16 protein-coding genes are annotated in these 18840 nt (G+C 64.7%); 7 read left to right on the plus strand and 9 right to left on the minus strand.

Annotated elements, in window-relative coordinates:
• Positions 1-68: 68 nt before the first annotated feature.
• Together H4V95_RS03095 and H4V95_RS03100 are read right to left on the minus strand one after the other, a co-directional pair.
• Positions 69-998, minus strand: coding sequence for a metallophosphoesterase (locus H4V95_RS03095; RefSeq protein WP_196865416.1), 930 nt, complete (start codon positions 996-998; stop codon positions 69-71).
• A 3-nt stretch (positions 999-1001) separates the two neighbouring features.
• Positions 1002-3242, minus strand: coding sequence for a transglycosylase domain-containing protein (locus H4V95_RS03100; protein WP_209728708.1), 2241 nt, complete (start codon positions 3240-3242; stop codon positions 1002-1004).
• Positions 3243-3278: 36 nt separating this feature from the next.
• On the opposite strand from H4V95_RS03100, the gene H4V95_RS03105 reads away from it, so the two are divergent.
• From H4V95_RS03105 to H4V95_RS03115, 3 genes are read left to right on the plus strand one after another with little or no spacing between them, the layout of a single operon-like run.
• Positions 3279-3440 (plus strand): DUF4177 domain-containing protein, encoded by a 162-nt coding sequence (locus H4V95_RS03105; protein ID WP_019483144.1) that lies wholly within the window; start codon positions 3279-3281, stop codon positions 3438-3440.
• A complete protein-coding gene (locus H4V95_RS03110; RefSeq protein WP_209728710.1) occupies positions 3437-3919 on the plus strand; it encodes a RidA family protein in 483 nt (160 codons plus the stop codon). Before H4V95_RS03105 ends, H4V95_RS03110 begins: the two co-directional genes overlap by 4 nt.
• A 5-nt stretch (positions 3920-3924) precedes the next feature.
• Positions 3925-4845, plus strand: coding sequence for an NUDIX hydrolase (locus H4V95_RS03115; RefSeq protein ID WP_209728712.1), 921 nt, complete (start codon positions 3925-3927; stop codon positions 4843-4845).
• A 48-nt stretch (positions 4846-4893) separates the two neighbouring features.
• On the opposite strand, the gene H4V95_RS03120 is transcribed toward H4V95_RS03115, so the two are convergent.
• Both H4V95_RS03120 and H4V95_RS03125 read right to left on the minus strand, forming a co-directional pair.
• Positions 4894-5727 carry a bacteriorhodopsin-like gene (locus H4V95_RS03120; protein ID WP_209728714.1) on the minus strand — a complete coding sequence of 278 codons (834 nt, stop codon included), beginning with the start codon at positions 5725-5727 and terminating at the stop codon, positions 4894-4896.
• Between the two features lie 168 nt (positions 5728-5895).
• On the minus strand, positions 5896-6573 hold the full coding sequence (locus H4V95_RS03125; protein ID WP_019483148.1) for a Crp/Fnr family transcriptional regulator: 678 nt from the start codon (positions 6571-6573) through the stop codon (positions 5896-5898).
• A gap of 247 nt (positions 6574-6820) precedes the next feature.
• On the opposite strand from H4V95_RS03125, the gene H4V95_RS03130 reads away from it, so the two are divergent.
• Positions 6821-8005, plus strand: coding sequence for a MarP family serine protease (locus H4V95_RS03130; protein ID WP_209728715.1), 1185 nt, complete (start codon positions 6821-6823; stop codon positions 8003-8005).
• Positions 8006-8035: 30 nt separating this feature from the next.
• On the opposite strand, the gene H4V95_RS03135 is transcribed toward H4V95_RS03130, so the two are convergent.
• Positions 8036-9040, minus strand: a complete 1005-nt coding sequence (locus H4V95_RS03135; RefSeq protein ID WP_209728717.1) for a DUF2332 domain-containing protein — start codon at positions 9038-9040, stop codon at positions 8036-8038.
• Positions 9041-9263: 223 nt separating this feature from the next.
• Between H4V95_RS03135 and H4V95_RS03140 the strand changes: the two genes are divergently transcribed.
• The 3 genes from H4V95_RS03140 (at position 9264) to H4V95_RS03150 (ending at position 12995) form a co-directional block, all read left to right on the plus strand.
• Positions 9264-10961 carry an ABC transporter substrate-binding protein gene (locus H4V95_RS03140; protein WP_245345549.1) on the plus strand — a complete coding sequence of 566 codons (1698 nt, stop codon included), beginning with the start codon at positions 9264-9266 and terminating at the stop codon, positions 10959-10961.
• A gap of 91 nt (positions 10962-11052) precedes the next feature.
• Positions 11053-12057 (plus strand): ABC transporter permease, encoded by a 1005-nt coding sequence (locus H4V95_RS03145; protein ID WP_171585744.1) that lies wholly within the window; start codon positions 11053-11055, stop codon positions 12055-12057.
• Positions 12054-12995 (plus strand): ABC transporter permease, encoded by a 942-nt coding sequence (locus tag H4V95_RS03150; RefSeq protein WP_209728718.1) that lies wholly within the window; start codon positions 12054-12056, stop codon positions 12993-12995. The genes H4V95_RS03145 and H4V95_RS03150 overlap by 4 nt, the downstream gene beginning before the upstream one ends.
• 70 nt (positions 12996-13065) lie before the next feature.
• Here the strand turns inward: H4V95_RS03150 and H4V95_RS03155 are convergent, their stop codons facing one another.
• The 4 genes from H4V95_RS03155 to acs all read right to left on the minus strand — a co-directional run bounded on the left by H4V95_RS03155 (position 13066) and on the right by acs (position 18840).
• Positions 13066-14796: an ABC transporter ATP-binding protein gene (locus H4V95_RS03155; RefSeq protein WP_209728720.1), complete on the minus strand. Its 1731-nt coding sequence runs from the start codon at positions 14794-14796 to the stop codon at positions 13066-13068.
• 26 nt (positions 14797-14822) lie between these two features.
• Positions 14823-15281, minus strand: a complete 459-nt coding sequence (aroQ, locus tag H4V95_RS03160; RefSeq protein ID WP_209728722.1) for a type II 3-dehydroquinate dehydratase — start codon at positions 15279-15281, stop codon at positions 14823-14825.
• Positions 15282-15328: 47 nt separating this feature from the next.
• Complete coding sequence (locus tag H4V95_RS03165) at positions 15329-16681, minus strand: MFS transporter (RefSeq protein ID WP_209728724.1); 1353 nt, start codon at positions 16679-16681, stop codon at positions 15329-15331.
• A gap of 191 nt (positions 16682-16872) precedes the next feature.
• The gene (gene acs / locus H4V95_RS03170; RefSeq protein ID WP_209728726.1) at positions 16873-18840 is read right to left on the minus strand and encodes an acetate--CoA ligase; all 1968 of its coding nucleotides are present in this window, start codon (positions 18838-18840) and stop codon (positions 16873-16875) included.

The following is an 18840-nucleotide window of genomic DNA, read 5'->3' on the forward strand; positions in this document are numbered from 1 at the left end:
CAACTATCCTATGTCAGAGCTCAACCGCTGTCCCGAGCGGCCGAGGGGTGCCGCTGGTTCCGCGGCTCTTACCGTGCTGTCAGCGACAGGAGGACAGCCTCGGGCCGGCAGGCGAACCGTACCGGCGCAAACCGTGAGGTACCGATCCCGGCTGACACGTTGAGCGGGATGCTGCGTCCCTCGTGTTCCCAATCGGTCAGGCCTCGTGCCCGCCAGGTGGGAAGGTCGCAGTTGCTGACCAACGCGCCGTAGCCCGGGATGCAAACCTGTCCGCCGTGAGTGTGGCCCGCGAGGATGAGGTGGGCGCCGTCGGCGGTGAAGTAGTCCAGCACCCGCTGGTAGGGGGCGTGCGCGACAGCGATCCGCAAGTGACGCGCGTCGGGGGAGGTACTGCTCCCGGCCGGATAGCCTGCATAGTTATCCCGGTCGATGTGGGGGTCGTCCACGCCGGTGAAGTCGAGACGCAGGTTGCCCATCGCAACCGACTGGGACCGGTTGGACAGGTCGATCCAGCCAGCATTCCCGAAGCTTCTGAACATTTCGGCCCAGGGGAGCGCCTTGGGCTGGCGGTCGCTGCGGTGCTTCGACGGACCCGAAAAGTACCTCAGCGGGTTGTTGAGGACCGGTGCGTAGTAGTCGTTGGACCCCGGAACAAACACCCCGGGGAACTGCAGCAGCGGGCCCAAGGCCTCCAGCAACGGCTCAACACCCTTGCGGTGGCTCAGGTTGTCGCCGGTGTTCACCACGAGGTCGGGTTCTAACCGGGCGAGCCCCTTCAGCCACTGGGTCTTGGCTGCCTGGTGGGGTGCCATGTGGATGTCGGACAGATGCAGGATCCGCAGCGGCCGGCTCCCTGGCGGAAGGATCGGCAGGTTCTCCTCGCGGAGCTGGAACAGATTCCGTTCCACCAGTGAGGCGTAGCCCAGACCGGCGACGGCTACCGCGGCTGTACCTCCCAACGCGATCGTCGTGGCGTCGAGCAGCTTCGATGAACTCAAGGGTTAGCCTTCGTCTTCGTTGTCGTCGTCTTCGTTGTTGTCGAAGTCGAGCTGTTCGACCCGATTATCTTCGCCAGGAGTCATCTGGGTGGGGGAGCGCTGTGCGGTGAGCATCCGCTGCGGTGGGTTCACGAACTCCTCGGCGGGATAGCGGTCCGGGATCTGCTGCATAAACCGTTCCCAGGAGGGCGCCGCCACGAAGGAACCATCGATTTCGGGGTACACCTGACCGCCGATCTGCAGCCCGCCGAGGCCTACGCTGTTCTCTTTCCAGTTTCCGAGCCAGGTGGCGGTAGCCATCCCCGAGTTGTACCCCATGAACCAGGTCTGTGACCGGTCATCGTTGGTTCCGGTTTTCCCGGCCATGGGGACGTCGCCGTATTCCAGGAGCTGGCCCGAGCCGCGTTCCATGACTTCCTCGGTGGCGTAGTTCATCCCGCGCGCCAGTTCCTTGGGAATTACTTGCTCGCAGGTCTGTTCAGGAACGGGGAAGCTGGTGCCATCGACGGCGACTACCTCGGTCAGTGCCCGAGGCTCGCAGGTCAGGCCTTCCGCTCCCAGTGCTGCGTAGGCCGTGGCCTGGGACAGCGGGGACACTTCGGTGCCGCCGCCGATCAAGGCTGAAGGAGACACCTGCAGCGGCGTATAACCGCCCTCCGCGCTCTTGGCATCGTGGAGGCCGAGGTCCGCTGCGATCTCGAACGGCTTGCACAGGTCAACCTGCCTCGCGGTTTCCATGGTGATCGTGTTGTAGGACTGTGCCAGCCCCTCAAGGACGGTGTAGTTGCCGTAGTTGATGTCGCCGTAGTTCTGGGGCTCGTAGCCATCCTCGTCGGGCAGCACGTAGGCTCCGTCGGGGAAACAGCTTGCTTCCCACTCGTCACCCTGGGGGTAAAGCCTCTTCGCGCCGTTGATCACGGTGTTCAGCGCTTTGCCGTCCTCGAGCCAGGCTCCGACGGTGAACGGCTTGAACGTGGATCCGGGTTGGAACCCGCCCACTCCACCGAGTGGTTGGGCGGGGTCGCCGTCCTGATAGAGATCGACGTTGAAGTTGAGCACTGAATCGCCCGCTTCGGTTCCTGGCATGTAGCGCGTGTTCTGGGCCATCACCAGGATGTCTCCGGTCCCCGGCTCAATGCTGACCATTGAGTGTCCCACTGACGGATCAGTCGTCGCGCGATCGGCGGTCTCCTGGATGGCGGTCTGCGCGGCGGTCTGCGCCACGGGATCGAGGGTGGTCTTGATCGTGAGTCCAGCGCGGTACAGCGTATCGGTCCGATCCTCAAGCGTCTCACCATAGGCCGGATCGTTGAGGATCAGGTGGGTGACATAGTCACAGAAATAGGGTGCCTGGGCGGCGCCGACGCAGCCGCTGTAGGTGGGGGTGATATTGAGCCCCAAGTCGGAGGCGACGGCGGCGTCGTACTCCTCCTGGGTGATGTGGTTGTTCGAGAGCATGGCGCCGATCACCAAATTGCGGCGTTCCAGCGCACGCTCGGGGTTAAGTTCAGGGCTGTAGAAGGTGGGGCCGTTGACGACGCCGGCGAGCAGCGCTGCCTGCTGGATGTTCAGGTCGGCGGCCGCAACATCGAAGAAGTACCTCGACGCCGCCTGGACCCCGTAGGTAGTGCCGGTGAACGGCACGATGTTGAGGTAGCCCTCAAGGATTTCGTCCTTGCTGAGTTCCTTCTCCACGGCGATGGCCAGCTTGGCTTCGCGAAGCTTGTCTCCGAGGGTTTTCCCGCCACTGAACGTCACCGACCCGTCGCCGGCCTGCAGGCTGGCGTCGATCAGGACGTTGTTCACGTACTGCTGGGTGATGGTGGAGGCGCCGCGGGTCGTGTCGCTGCTGACGTTGCTGACCACGGCGCTCATGATGCCCTGCAAATCGACGCCGCCGTGCTCGTAGAACCGGGCGTCCTCAATGGCCAGCAGTGCGTTCACCATAGTGGGGTTGATCTCGTCCAGGGTCACTGGCTGCCGGTTTTCCTCATAGAGGGTGGCGATCACTGAACCGTCGGCGGCGAGGATGGTGGACGGCTGAGCGAGTGCACCCCGTTCCAGCTCCGCAGGCAGTTCCTCAAAGAACTGAATTGAGGCGGAAGCACCGGTGCCCGCCGCCGCAGCGACAGGGACCAGTAAACCCGCAGCAAGCACACCGCTCAGAGCACTGATTCCGAGAAACGCAATCAACTTCCCCAGGGTGGTTGCTGTGTCAAAGATCGGTGATTTACGAGCAGCCATTACTCCAGTTTACAAGCACGCGCTAGTCTGTGAACCATGACCAAATGGGAGTACTCGACAATTCCGCTCATCATCCACGCCACGAAGCAGATTCTGGACCAGTGGGGAGAAGACGGCTGGGAACTGGTGCAGGTAGTTCCCGGGCCGGACGGCAAGGGCCTCGTTGCCTACCTGAAACGAGAGAAGAACCAGTCGTGACCAGCGCCGACGCGCCCGCCTCGGCTGTCGAACGCCGGTTACAGGACCTCGGGATTGCCCTGCCGGAGGTGGCGCAGCCGCTGGCGTCCTATGTCCCCGCGGTGGTCTCCGGTAACTACGTCTTTACCGCTGGGCAGCTTCCCCTGATTAACGGGGAACTCCCAGCTTTGGGCAAGGTGGGCGCCGAGGTCACCCCCGAAGCTGCCAAGGAGTATGCGGCCACCTGCGCCGTGAACGCCCTGGCCGCGATCAAATCGCAAATCGGCGATCTGGACCGGATCAGCCGAATCGTCAAGGTGGTGGGATTCGTCGCCTCCGATCCCAGTTTCACCGGCCAACCCCAGGTCATCAACGGCGCATCAGACCTCCTCGGTCAGGTCCTCGGCGACGCGGGAACACATGCCCGCTCCGCCGTCGGTGTCGCCGTACTTCCCCGGGATGCGCCCGTGGAAATCGAAATTATTGCGGAGTTTGTCTGATTTCTGTGGGCCGTATTACTAACCGTCATTTCCCGGTTCCGGAAGACCAGCTTGGCGCAGCGCGAAGCTGGGTGGAGCATGGCGAACGAACGCCGGTGAAACCGCGTCCGGCGTCGTCGGTCGTGTTGATCCGTGATGCCCCCGGTGGCACCGAAACCTACCTTTCCTACCGGCGTGGCGAGTCCCCGCTGGGTATTGTCGCCTTTCCCGGCGGCAGTATCGAGGAGTCCGACGACGACGACGTCGCCTGGTTTGGACCCTCGCCCGCCCAGTGGGCCAAGGCCATGGGCATTGATGACCTATTCGTGGCACGGCGGCATGTGGTGGGGGCGATCAGGGAGCTATTCGAGGAAACTGGTGTCCTGCTGGCCGGCCCGGACGCAGTGTCGCTCGTCGACGGTAGCCGGAGTCCTGAGTGGATGAAGGCCCGCGAGGACATCAATACGCAGGAGCGCTCCTTCACCGAGATCCTGACCCGCCGCGGTCTGGGGCTCCGGACAGATCTACTGAAGCCGCTCGCGCACTGGCTGAGCCCGGACTTCGCCCACCGCCGGTTCGACACCCATTACTTCGCCGCCGCGCAGCCTACCGGCCAGGAAGCCACCATCCTCGCCAGCAAGGGAATCTGGGGGGAATGGCGCTGCGCAGCGAGGGAAGTTGCCCGGGCCGACAGCATTGCGCTGGGCGACGAGGTGGGCCAGCCCAACTCGGTGGGACGCACCCTTGATGAGATCGCCGTCCCCGCCGTCGAGCTCATGCTCGAGAAGATCGGGTCTTCCAAGGGCTGTATCGCCTACCTGACGCACAAGCGACCCATGAAGGTGTACTACCCGCACCTGGTCACGCCCGATGAATCTGCCGACCCGATGCTCGAAGTCGCCTGCTCCGTGGCCACCGAGGGCGGTTCGGGCCAGCGCGGCCGCTAGCCCGAACCCACGTCCACCGCGACCAGTTCCGGCCCGGAGCAGGACACCCTAGCGCGGCTCGCGGGACACCTCCGGTTCCCCGATGGGCTCATGTCCTTCTTCGATCCTCGCGAATTCGGGGTCGTCAGCGTAGGACTTCAGCCTCGCGATGCGATAAATGATCAGGGCATATACCGCTTTGGCTGCAATATCCGCGATGGAGTACCCGCCCTGCTTCAGGACCCAGGCGTCGGCGCCCGAGATGCCAAGAAGTGGCAACGCATAGGCGAGCGGGTAGACGATCCAACTTGCCAGGAGCAGGATCCGGAGACGGCTGATCAGCGCCCGAACCTGCGGGGGCTGGCGATCAAGCGACTTCGTCAACTCGACGAACAATACGTACAGAATGAAAATAAAGGGAATGGTGGAGAGGATCCCCCACAGGACGCGCGTTCCGTCAGAGGTGCTGATTTCTCCTGGATACCCGAGCAGGATCATCAGAGTGGCAGCGGGAACCAGTTTCCACAGCAGGCTGGTCTGCACTTTTCGTGCGAGAGCCAAAACAGCAATCAGCTCTACCAGCAGCAGCGGCACGGTGAGTAACCAGTCAACATACCGGTATCCCTCGTTGAACGACGCGCCCTCGGCCTGTAAATATGTTCCACGACCGCCGACGGCGTCCGTGATGAAAGCGTCCTTGAATGAGTCAAAGATCCGGAAGTAGTGGTATGCGGCAATGCCGCAGACTATTGCCGCAATGACAATTGCCTGCCGGTACCGGGGAAGGACGCGCGGCAGCACAAGAATGAGGAAGACGGCCGTGAAGAGCTGTGAAGCAATAACCAGCGAGAGCAAGTTGTAGACAGTGTCGAACTGGCTCTGGGTCAGGTCATCAGGAATCATGGTTGTGCTCCTTTGCACATGAGGTAAACCCTGCATGGCGGCGGATGATGGAAATCATCCCGTTCCGCACAGTGCGTGGAAGAATTCTACGCTCTGTAGAATCTCCAGCCAAGGGTTATTTCAAGCAAAGGTGAGCGTCTGGATCACGACGTCCTGAAGGAGGTGGTGTTAGCGGCTGCGCTGCCGCAGGCGCTGGATGTCCAGGATGACGACGGCGCGTGCTTCCAGGCGCAGCCATCCCCGCTGCACAAACTCGGCCAACGCCTTGTTGACCGTCTCGCGGGAGGCGCCGACCAGTTGGGCTAGCTCTTCCTGGGTCAGCTCGTGCGCAACCAAAATCCCATCCGTTGCCGGCCGGCCGAACCGGTCGGCCAGATCCAGCAGGGCCTTGGCGACACGGCCCGGAACGTCGGAGAACACCAGGTCGGCCAGGGACTCGTTGGTGCGGCGCAGCCTGCGGGCGAGGGCCTGCAGCAGCTGGGCGGAGACCTCGGGACGCGTTTCCAGCAGGGTACGCAGATTCTCGTTCTTCAACCCGGCGAGGCGCGTCTCGGAAACAGCAGTGGCCGTCGCGGTTCGTGGGCTCGGATCAAACAGGGCCATCTCACCGAACAGTTCGCCCGGGCCGAGGATGGCCAGCAGATTCTCGCGGCCGTCCTGGGCGGTGCGGCCGAGCTTGATTTTGCCGGACACGATGAAATACAGCTGGTCGCCCTGATCGCCTTCGCGGAAGACCGATGCCCCGCGTGAGAGATCCACTTCGGTCAGCTCATCGGTGAGCGCGGCGAAGACGTCGTCGCCCAGCGAAGCGAAGAGTGGCGCGCGGCGCAGTACCTCGATATCCATGAATTCTCCTGATAGTTGTCGGCTCATTCCATCTTGCCGTACATAACGAACTTGTGACACCTGCTACACGCGTGTTCGCCGTCGGAATAGCCGATTTGCCTGCCATTTGGGGTCAACGGAGGGTTTGCTGACCGGAAACAGCAGAGTCACACAGTGGGGCCTTCCCGCTCAGGGGACTGTCAGCACCGCCCGATAGACTCGCCTGTAGAACGGAGGCGGAGCGCCTCTCAAGGATCAGGGAGCGTACGTGCCGGACTTCACCATCTTGGACATCCTGCTGGTGCTCGCGCTGCTGGGATACCTTGTCGCTGGGCTCCGGAATGGCTTTCTGGTGACACTCGGGGGAATCGCTGGTTTCGTGGCCGGGGCAGTCGCGGCTTTCTTCGCCATCCCCCTGGTCAGCGAGTGGGTACCCGACGACGCCTGGCGGCTCCCCGCAATCATCTTTACCGCCCTGGTGTTGGTGGTGGTGGGCCAGGCAATCGGATCGCGGATCGGCTCCGGCATCCGGCGGGCCCTCGATTTCCGCCCCATCAGGACAGTCGACCGCCTGCTGGGCGGGGCAATGAACGTGGTGGTAGCGGCGCTGGTGATGTCGATGCTCGCCTTCAGCATCGGCACCCTCGGGGTGCCGTTCCTCTCCCAGTCCATCGCTTCCTCCCAGGTCATTCGCACGATCGATAACCTCACTCCTGCCCCCGTGCGTACCTGGATGGCCGAGTTGCGCACCATCGCCGTCGACGACGGTATCCCCACCCTTCTCGAAAGTGTCGCTCCTGCTGCTCCGGCGCCGGTGCCGGACGCGGCGGTTGATACCCCCGAGCTGGCCGTTGCCTCCGAATCGGTGCTCCGGATTGCCGGGACGGCGTTCCAGTGCGGTCAGAACCAGACCGGTTCGGGCTTCATCATCGCCCCCGGTCGGGTGGTGACCAACGCCCACGTCGTCGCCGGGGTGAACGAGCCGGTCGTGGAGATCCCCGGTGGGGGAGCGTTGCCCGGCCGGATTGTCCACTTCGACGCCGTCCGCGACCTCGCTGTCCTCGCCGTGGACGGACTGGACCGGGCGGCACTGCCGCTCGGGGAGGACCTCTCGATCGGCGACACCGCCGCGTTTGCGGGGTTCCCCGCGGGAGGACCCTTCCAGATCCAGCCGGCAAGCATCCAGAACCGCAGCGACGTTCTGGTAGCGAACATCTACGGCGCCGACCCGTCCCCGGTGAACGTGTACAGCCTCGCGGCGAACGTCCAGCAGGGGAACTCCGGCGGGCCGTTGCTGGATCTGCAGGGCCGGGTCGCCGGTGTCATCTTCGCGAAATCGACCCAGGATGCTCCCGTCGGATACGCACTGACGCTCGGGGAGTTGCGCCCGATCGCAGAACAGGCCGGGGTGTTCACCGATACCGTTTCCGCCGGGCAGTGCAACCGCCGCTGACATTCGGGCAGTGCAACCGCGATCTGCGGCTCACCCCAGCCAGTGAAGCGACTGGCCATGCCCTCCGGTCCGTGCGACTGCCTGGCCATTGTGTGCGAGCACAAACAGTCGATCAACCTCACCGTCAGCCTTCTGTAGCGCCCCCTCGACGCCGGGCAGCACCCCGTAGCCCTCGTTGGACAGCCAATGCACTGGCCGGCTCCGGTCGGCCGTCAGCCTGAGCATGGTGTCCCGGAACGCCTCCCGGCCGGATTCCTCGACGTACGCCAGCACCGCGCTGTGAAACACGACGACGACGGCGTCCGCCGGGGCCCGCTGGATCAGGGCTTGCAGGTCGACCGTCAGGTCGCCCCGGACCAGCAGTGGCGGCTCCCGGCGGGCCTCCTCGATGGCGGCGCGGAGCCGGTCCCGTCGTCGGGTGTGTTCAGGCCAGACAAGTGCTTCCAGCCAGGCGACGTCGTCATCGTTCCCCACCTGCAGCGGATTCAGGTCGATGCCCGCACGGAAGCTCACCCGGGGCAGCGACGCCGGCAGGGGCGGGTGGCCTGTCGTGGCGCAATCCATGACCAGCGCATCCGGGACTGCGCGGGCGGACAGGACCGGGCCGCCGTCGTACGCGAAGCCATACCGGTCCGGGTACAGGCACAGTCCGGCGGAAGCGCCCACCTCAAGCAACGCCAGCGGGCGTCCCTCGGCGGCCGCGATCCTCGCGAGCGCCGGGAGCAGGACCGCGCAGCGGCCCGCCTCATTGGTCTGGGTGCTGCGGGTGAGCATCGTCTCCCTGAGCTGCGACCAGTGGTCCAGAAGGAACGCGCGGAACTGGGGGTAGGGCGTCGCAGGGGCCCCATGGAACCGGGCGGCGCCGAGCAGGAGGTTGGGTTGCCGTTTGGCGGCCGGCAGGTCCTCGAGCAGGGCGAGGAGGCGCGGGTCCTCGCTGATTCCAGTGCACCACCGGTCATAGGTCGGGGAGTATCCACGGGTCTCGACGAGCGCGAAACGCCGATACCATCCCGCCGTGTCGAGTTTCTCCACCATGCCAGTCCCTCCGCCAGTGCTGGGTGAACAGCCACCCAGCCAATCTGCGCCCTTGTGTGCAGGCGCCAACGCGTGACCAAATCGTAACCTCATCTGTGATGTAAATCCCATCAGGGACCTTCCTCAGGGATAGGCTCATTCCACAGATTGCTCCGCTCGCGCGGAGCCGTCAGGGCATCACGTCACGTGCACTGCCTCCCCACTCGTACATGAGGAGCTCAACATGCAAGAAAGCGCCACACCGCCGCGCAGCTCACGCCCCGCGAAAAAGCGGGCCGCTGTGGTCACGGCTGGATTGGCAATCGGTGCGCTGTTGCTTTCCGGTTGCGTCGAAAGCCAGCGGGACGACGAGACCGCCGACGGCGGTGAGGCGACTGTCGATTCGACGTTCGTGTTCGCTGCGTCGTCCGATCCCGCGTCCCTCGACCCCGCATTTGCCAGCGACGGCGAGACCTTCCGGGTCAGCCGTCAACTCTTTGAGGGCCTCGTAGGCGTCGAGCCCGGCACCGCCGACCCCGCGCCACTGCTCGCCGAGTCCTGGGAAACCTCCGAGGACGGCTTGTCGACCACCTTCGCGCTGAGGGAAGGCGTCACGTTCCATGACGGCACCGAGTTCAACGCCGAGGCCGTCTGCTTCAACTTCGACCGCTGGTACAACTGGACCGGGGTTGCCCAGGCGCCGTCGGTGTCGTACTACTACAACAACCTGTTCCGCGGGTTCGCTGATTCACCTGATGCAGCGGTCTACGAATCCTGTGAAGTAAACGGTGACCTTGAGGCGACCGTGACGCTCGCGCAGCCGTTCGCCGGGTTCGTCCCCGCACTGTCCCTGCCGGCGTTCGCCATGCAGAGCCCGACGGCGCTCGAGGAGTTCGCTGCCGATGACATTGGCGGCTCCGCCGAAGCGCCAGCTCTCAGCGAGTACGCCGAGAACAACCCGGTGGGAACCGGGCCGTTCAAATTCGATTCCTGGGATGTCGGCGAGCAGCTGCAGCTGTCCGCCTACGAGGACTACTGGGGCGATCAGGGGGATGTGCAGACCATCATCTTCCGCGTGATCGATGACCCTCAGGCGCGCACGCAGGCGCTGCAGGCCGGCACGGTCGACGGGTTCGACCTCGTCTCGCCTGCTGACATCCCCACCCTTGAAGACGAGGGATTCATGATTGTCCCCCGCGATCCGTTCACGATCCTCTACCTGGGCCTGAACCATGAGGTCGAGGAACTCAGCGATCCTCTGGTCCGCGAGGCGATCCACCACGCCATCGACAAGCAGGCACTGATCGACCAGACGCTTCCCGAAGGAACGCAGCTGGCCACCCAGTTCATTCCTGACGTTGTTGACGGTTACAACGACGAGGTGACCACCTACGAGTACGATCCCGAGCGAGCCATCGAACTGCTGGAAGAGGCAGGCTACCCTGACGGCTTCGAGGTCGAGTTCAACTACCCGACGAACGTGTCGCGGCCGTACATGCCAACCCCCGAGCAGGTCTTCACCAACCTGACCGATCAGCTCTCAGCTGTCGGCATCACTGCCACGCCTGCTCCTGATGTGTGGACCCCCGATTATCTGGACAAGATCCAGGGCACTACCGATCATGGGATCCACCTGCTCGGTTGGACCGGTGACTACAACGACACGGACAACTTCATCGGTGTGTTCTTCGGCCAGGAGAAGCTCGAGTTCGGCTTCGACAATCCCGAGCTGTTCGCGGCACTGGACGAGGCACGCGGTATGACCGACCGCGAAGCACAGACGACGGCGTACGAGGAGATCAACGAACAGATTGCCGAGTTCAACCCGGCGATCCCGTTGGCCCACCCCGCACCCTCGCTGGCTTTCGCCCCACGTGTTGACTCGTACCCGGCAAGCCCCGTCAATGACGAGGTCTTCAACATGATCGAACTCAACGAGTAACACTTATTGATGACAGGAGAGCCTGGCCGACAAGGCCCGGCTCTCCTGTTGTTCGTTGGACAAGTGTTTGATCCGTTCCTGAAAGGACCCCGTGCTACGCGTCATTGGTAAGCGCCTTGCGCTGCTGGTACCCACTCTGATCGGCCTGTCGATCCTGTTGTTCCTCTGGGTACGCAATCTTCCCGGCGGTCCGGCCACCGCACTGCTGGGCGAACGGGCCACCCCTGAAGCGGTGGAAAGGGTCAATGAGCTCTACGGCTTCAATGAGCCGATCATCTCCCAGTACTTCACCTATATGGGCAAGCTGCTGCAGGGTGACTTCGGTACCTCGATCAACACCGGTCGCCCCGTGCTCGAGGAATTCGCCACCCGGTTCCCCGGCACCGTCGAACTCACCATCGTTGCCCTGATTTTCGCGATCGGCATCGGTATCCCGCTGGGATACGTGGCCGCCCGTTACTACGGCCGGTTCGTGGATCACGGTTCTGTTGTCCTCAGCCTGCTCGGTATCACCGTCCCCGTCTTCTTCCTGGCTTTCATCCTGAAGTACCTCTTCGCCATCCAATGGCCCATCCTCCCTCCGGACGGACGCCAGGATCCCCGGATGGACGCCACCCATGTGACCGACTTCTATGTACTGGATGGCATCCTTACCGGTGAATGGGATGCGGCCTGGGATGCGTTTCAGCACCTCATCCTGCCGGGCATCGCCCTGGGCACCATTCCGCTCGCGATCATTGTGCGGATCACCCGGGCATCGGTCCTCGAGGTCCAGAACGCCGATTACGTCCGTACCGCCCGCGCCAAGGGCCTGATGGAGAAGACCATCCGGAACCGTTTCATCCTCCGCAACGCGATGCTCCCGGTGGTCACGACTATCGGACTGCAGGTGGGTCTGCTGATTTCCGGTGCAGTGCTCACCGAGACGGTCTTCGCCTTCAACGGGATCGGCAGGTTCCTGCGTGACGCGATCTTCGGCCTCGACTATCCGGTCCTCCAGGGATTCATCATCATCATTGCCATCCTGTACGCGGTGATCAACCTCATCGTTGACATTTCCTACAGCATCATCGACCCAAGGGTGCGTGTGAGTTGAGTACAACATTGCCTCCGTCCGCCGGCGGTGGGCCGACACCCGCCGAACCGACGATTCCCGACGGCGCCGGGACCGGCCTCTGGAAAGACGCCTTCCGGCGGCTGAAGAAGAACCCGCAGGCCATCGCTGGGGCCGTCATTGTGGGACTCTTCCTGCTGGTCGCTATTCTGGCGCCGGTGCTAGCCCCGTTTGGCGGTGACGAACTGCCGGGCCGGACGGAAATCACCCCCACCAACATCCCTGGGCCCGGTGAGCTTGACGCCTACCCGCTGGGGCTCGACCGGTTCGGTGGTGACCTGCTCAGCAAGCTGATCTGGGGCGCGCAGGCGTCCCTGCTGATCGGCGTCGTCTCGACCGCGCTCGGCCTCGTGGGCGGCATGATCCTGGGGCTGCTTGCTGGCGGCCTCGGTGGCTGGGTGGACAGCGTCATCATGCGGTTCGTGGACATCCTGCTCTCGGTGCCGAACCTTCTGCTCGCGGTCAGTATCGCGGCGATCCTCGGCCAGGGACCCTACGCGGTGATGATCGCGATCGGTGTCTCACAGGTGCCCATCTTTGCGCGGCTACTTCGGGCGTCGATGCTCTCCCAGCGGGGCTCGGATTACATCCTTGCCGCCCAGACGCTTGGACTGAGCCGCTCCACCATCACCATGAGCCACCTGTTGCCCAACAGTGTGGGGCCGGTGATTGTCCAGGCGACCCTGACCCTCGCCACCGCGGTGATTGATGCCGCAGCGCTGTCATTCCTTGGTCTGGGCGGTGGCAGACCGCAAACGGCCGAGTGGGGGCGGATGCTCACCTACGCGCAGGCTGAACTGGCGAATTCGCCGCAGCTCGCCTTCCTGCCGGGTATCTGTATTGCCGTCACAGCCCTGGGCTTTACCCTCCTGGGCGAATCGCTGCGCGAGTCTTTGGATCCCAAGACCCGGAAAAAGTAGCGGGACGGAAAGGGAGCGCAAGACCCCCGGCACCATCGGTGCCGGGGGTCTTGCGCTGATCAGGGCAGTTCTAGGCGATGTTCAGTTCGTTGCCGGGGATCGATGCGAGCAGCTTCCTCGTGTACGGGTGGCGCGGGTTCTGGAACACTTCCTCGGAGCTCGCCGCCTCGACCAGCTCGCCGTCCTTCATCACGCAGACGTAGTCCGAGATCAGACGGACCACAGCCAGGTCGTGCGAGATGAACAGGTAGCTCAGGCCGAGCTCAGCCTGCAGATCGCCGAGCAGTTTCAGGATCTGGGCCTGCACCAGGACGTCGAGCGCGGAGACCGGCTCGTCGCAGATGATCAGCTCGGGCTTCAGCGCCAGCGCACGGGCAATGGCGACACGCTGCCGCTGCCCACCGGAGAGCTCCGACGGGTACCGGCGCAGCGCGGCCTGCGGCAGCGACACCTGGTCCATCAGCTCGCGGACCCGGGCCCGCCGCTCACTCTTGGATCCCCGCTTGTAAGCGTTCAGGGGTTCCTCGACGATCCGCTCGATGGTGAACATCGGGTTCAGCGAGGAATAGGGGTCCTGGAAGATGGGCTGAACCCGCTGCCGGAAGTCCGCGAGTTGCGCCTTATCCAGCGTCCCCACGTCCATCCCGTCGAAGGTCATGGTGCCCGACGTCGGCTCGATGAGCTTCAGGAGCATCCTCGCCGTCGTCGTCTTCCCGGATCCTGATTCACCAACGATGGCGACGGTCTGGCCGCGGGGCACATCCAGGGTGACGTTCTTCGCGGCGTAGAAGTCCTCGGAACTGCCTCGCCGCTTGTACACCTTGGTCAGGTCGCGGATCTCTACGATGTTCCGGCCCGCTGTCGCAGCTGCGGCGATTTCCGTGGGTGCCTCGGTCTGGTGTTCGGCGAACGCAGCGCCCGCGGCTTCGACCCGCTGGGCAGCGTCGGCGTGGTACGTTCCCGGCTGGAGGCGGACGGCTGCCACGCTGGGCGCCGCGCGGACCAGTGACTGGGTGTAGGGGTGCTGGGGGTCGGTGAGGAGCTGTTGCGCCGGACCGGTCTCCACCACCCGGCCGCGGTGCATCACCACGAGATCGGAGGCCCGTTCAGCCGCCAAGCCGAGGTCGTGGGTGATCAGCAGCACTGAGGTGCCCAACTGCTCGGTCATCTGGTCGATCTGGTCGAGGATGGTCCGCTGCACCGTGACGTCGAGAGCGCTGGTCGGCTCGTCGGCGATCAGCAGCCGCGGCTGGCATGCCATTCCGATGGCGATCAGGGCGCGCTGGCGCATGCCGCCGGAAAACTCATGGGGGTACTGTTTGGCCCGGTCGCCGGCGTCCGGCAATCCGGCGGCCGTGAGCACCTCAATGACGCGGTCCTTCACGTTTTTCTTGGTCGCCATTCCGTGGACCAGAAGGGTCTCGGCCACCTGGGTGCCGATTTTGGTGACCGGGTTGAGGTTCGACATCGGGTCCTGGGGGACCAGTCCAATGGCCCGCCCGCGGATCGCGCGCATTTTGGCTTCGGGCAGCGTCACGAGGTTCTGTCCCTCGAACTGGATGCTCCCGCCGGTGACGCGGCCGTTCGAGGGCAGCAGGCCGATGCATGCCATCGCCGTCGTCGACTTGCCGGATCCCGATTCACCGACAATCGCCAGGGTCTTGCCGCGCCGCAGGGTAAAGCTGGCGTTCTCCACCGCTGTCACGTCACCGTAGGTGGTACTGAAGGTTACGGCAAGGTCTTTGACCTCAAGGAGCGGGGCGTCGAACGGGTCGCCGTCAATGGGTGTGATGTCGATCATGGTCCTATCGTCCCCTATATCGGGCTCTAACCAGCGGATCCGGACGAGAGTTTCTCGATCAGCAGGTCGACGGCGAACCGGTAGCCGCTGATCCCGGCGCCGACGATGACCGCCTCGGCAACGCCTGAGAGGTAGGAGTGGTGCCGGAACTCCTCGCGCCGGTGGACGTTGCTGAGGTGGACCTCGACCATCGGGAGGCCGACGGCGGCGATCGCGTCGCGGAGTGCGACCGAGGTGTGGGTGTAGGCCCCGGCGTTCAGGACGATGCCGTCAGCGGTGCCGGCGGCGGCGTGGATGGCGTCGACCAGCTCACCCTCGTGGTTGGACTGCACACAGGTCACAGCCCAGCCGTGCCGTCCGGCGGCGTCGGCGGCGACGGCCTCGACGTCGGCCAGCGTGGCGGTCCCATACGTGGCCGGCTCACGGGTGCCCAGCAGGTTGAGGTTGGGTCCGTTGATGATCAGGAGCGTGGTGGTCTTCGGCATGGCTTAACTATGCCCCACGCCCCCGGGCTGCCCGACACGGGGCGGGGTTAGTGGCTAATGTCTGCCGCAACGGTGGCGGCAGGCTCAACCCCCTGGGACTTCCGGCGCAAGCGGACCGCCGCGAGCGCGCCGGCTACCGTCACCAGGCTCATTACCGCGAGCACAATACCGGGATGCCACCAGGCGCCGTCGGTGGCCTGTCCGAGGAGCTGGGTGATCGAGGGTGCGAAACCGGCGACGATGGCTGCCAGGCTGTACGCGAACGAGAGGGCCGTGAAGCCGGTGCGCGGCTCGAAGAGATCCGCCATCAACCCGCCCAGCGCGGCCCAGCTTGCCGTGGGCAGAATGCCGCCCAGCAGAATGGCGGCGGTATAGGTGGGCGCGTCAGCGATGCTGATCACCCAGTACAGCGGGAACGCGATCAGAGCGGTGCCGATCGCACCACCGGCCACCACCTTGGCTGAGCCGATCTTCATTGCGAGGTAGCCGAAGGCGGGGATGGTCGCCAGTTGCAGCAGCGAGCCGATCAGTGCGGCGTTCAGGACGGTCGCCTGCTCCAGCCCCAACCGTTCGGTACCGTAGGCCTGCGTATAGGACACCATCAGGAAGTAGGAGCCAATGCCGAGCACGGCTGCGGCGGCGGCAACGGCGATCGCTGCCGGCTGGCGGCGAATCACCTCGAAGAACGGGATGCTGGCGCGCGACTGGGTCTGCACCGTCGACTTGAACACGGGTGTCTCGTCGATGGCGAGCCGCAGGTAGAGCGCGATACCCAGGAAGGGGAACGCGAGCAGGAACGGGATGCGCCAGCCCCAGGTGGTCATGACGTCCGGTGCAGCCACCGCAAGGATCAGGAACACAAGCGAGATGAGCATGGTGCCCACCGGGGAGCCGAGCTGGGGGATTGAGGCGTAGAGCGCCCGTTTACGCGGCTCGGCGTGTTCGGTGGCGATCAGGATGGATCCGCCCCACTCACCGCCGAGGGACAGCCCCTGCAGGAGCCGCAGGACGGTCAGGAGGATCGGAGCCCACACGCCGATCACACTGTAGTCCGGGAGCAACCCCACGGAACCGGTGGCCAGCCCCATCAGCACGATGGTCCAGATCAGGGTCTTCTTGCGGCCGATCCGGTCGCCGAGGTGTCCAAACAGGATGGCACCCAGCGGGCGGGCCACAAAACCCATCGCAAAGATCAGAAACGCCGACAGGGTTCCGGCCAGCGGGTCCTGGGAGGTGAAGAACACCTGGTTGAATACCAGGGCGGCGGCCGTTCCGAAGACGTAGAAGTCGTAGGACTCAAGGGTGGTGCCAACAAACGAGGCGGCCGCGGACTTCCTGGCCATCTTGCGGTTGGCGGCTGGCGGCGGCCCGGGGATCGCGGGGGCAGTAGTAGTAGACACGCTTGGAAATTGTCCTCGGCGGCCGAGGGGCTACGCCATCTATTCCGGACAAGATCACACGCCACCGGGATGCAGGTCACATCCCGCGCCGGCCTCCCCTGGGGGTGGGTCCGGCAGATCGGTCCCCTAGACCCGGTGAGGCGCCTGCAGGCGCGTCACCGGGTGCCCGGTCAAGGGTGGGGCCGGGGGGGCTACTTCCTGAGGGACTGCGCGATCTGGGCCATGATCGTCGGGTCGGACAGGGTCGACGAGTCGCCGACCTCGCGGCCCTCGGCGACGTCCTTGAGCAGGCGGCGCATGATCTTGCCCGAGCGGGTTTTCGGCAGTTCCGGCACCACGAGGATGTTGCGTGGCTTGGCGATCGGACCGATCTCCTTGCCCACGTGGTTGCGCAGGGTGGTGACGATGTCGTCGTCGTCGACGGCGGAGCCACGCAGGATCACGAACGCCACCACTGCCTCACCGGTCATCTCATCGGACGCGCCCACGACGGCGGCCTCCGCCACCGAGGGGTGGCTTACCAGTGCCGATTCGATCTCCGTGGTCGAGAGCCGGTGACCGGAGATGTTCATGACGTCGTCCACCCGGCCCAGCAGCCAGATGTCGCCGTCCTTGTCGCGTTTCGCGCCGTCGCCGGCGAAGTACATGTTGTCGAAGCGGGACCAGTAGGTGTCCTTGAACCTCTGCGGGTCGCCCCAGATGCCACGGAGCATTGACGGCCACGGTTCGCGGACCACCAGGTACCCGCCCGAACCGTTGGGGACCGACTGCCCCATCTCATCCACGACGTCCACCGAGATGCCCGGCACCGCCACCTGAGCGGAGCCCGGCTTGGTGTGGGTGACACCCGGCATCGGGGCGATCATGTGCGCGCCGGTCTCGGTCTGCCACCACGTATCCACGATCGGTGCGCTGCCGCCGCCGATCATTTCGCGGTACCACATCCACGCCTCGGGGTTAATGGGTTCGCCGACGGAGCCGAGGACCCGGATGGAGCTGAGGTCGTACTTCTTCGGGATGTCGCGGCCCCACTTCATGAAGGTCCGGATAGCTGTCGGCGCGGTGTACAGGATCGACACCTTGTATTTCTCGACCAACTCCCACCAGCGGCCCTGGTGCGGGGTGTCGGGTGTGCCCTCGTACATGAGCTGGGTGGCGCCGTTGACGAGCGGCGCATAGGCGACGTAGCTGTGCCCGGTGACCCAGCCGACGTCGGCCGTGCACCAGAACACGTCGGTCTCCGGCCGGAGGTCGAACGTGTTCTTGTGGGTGAAGGCCGTCTGGGTCAGGTAACCGCCGGTGGTGTGCAGGATCCCCTTGGGCTTCCCGGTGGTACCCGAGGTGTACAGGATGAACAGCGGGTGCTCCGAGTCGTGGCCCTCTGCGGTGTGATCGGGGGAGGCGGTGCCGACGACGTCGTCCCACCACACATCCCGGCCCTCGGTCCACTCGACCGGCTCACCGTTGCGCTTGACGACCACCACGTTGGTGACCGTATGGCCCTCACGTTCCAGGGAGCCATCGACGGCGGGCTTCAGCGAGCTGGGCTTGCCGCGACGGTAGGTGCCGTCCGCGGTGACCACCAGTTTTGCTTCCGCGTCGTCGATCCGGCTGCGGAGCGCGTCGGCGGAGAAGCCGCCGAAGACCACCGAGTGGACGGCGCCGATCCGGGCGCAGGCGAGCATCGTGATGACTGCTTCGGGAATCATTGGCAGATACACCGCCACCCGGTCGCCTTTTTCCACGCCGAGCGACAGGAAGGCGTTGGAGGCCTTCTTGACCTCTTCGGTGAGCTCCGCATACGTGTAGGAGCGGGTGTCGCCCGGCTCGCCCTCAAAGTGGATGGCCACGCGGTCTCCGCGTCCCGCCTCGACGTGGCGGTCCAGCGCGTTGTAGGCGGCGTTGACCCGGCCACCGACAAACCACTTGGCGAACGGTGCGTCCGAGAAGTCGAGGGCTTCGGTGAAGTCCTCATCCCAGCTCAGTAGTGCCCTCGCCTGGGCGGCCCAGAACTCCGGGCCGGCCTTGCCCTCCTCGTACAGGGACGGCTGTGCCACCGCGTTGGCGGCGAATTCCTCGGTCGGAGGGAAGCTGCGCTCCTCCAGGAGGAGGTTCTCGAATGCGTCGCCCTGGGTGGTGGTCTGGGTGTTCTCCGACAT

This window comes from Arthrobacter sp. CAN_C5 (assembly GCF_017875735.1).
Lineage (GTDB): Bacteria > Actinomycetota > Actinomycetes > Actinomycetales > Micrococcaceae > Arthrobacter_D.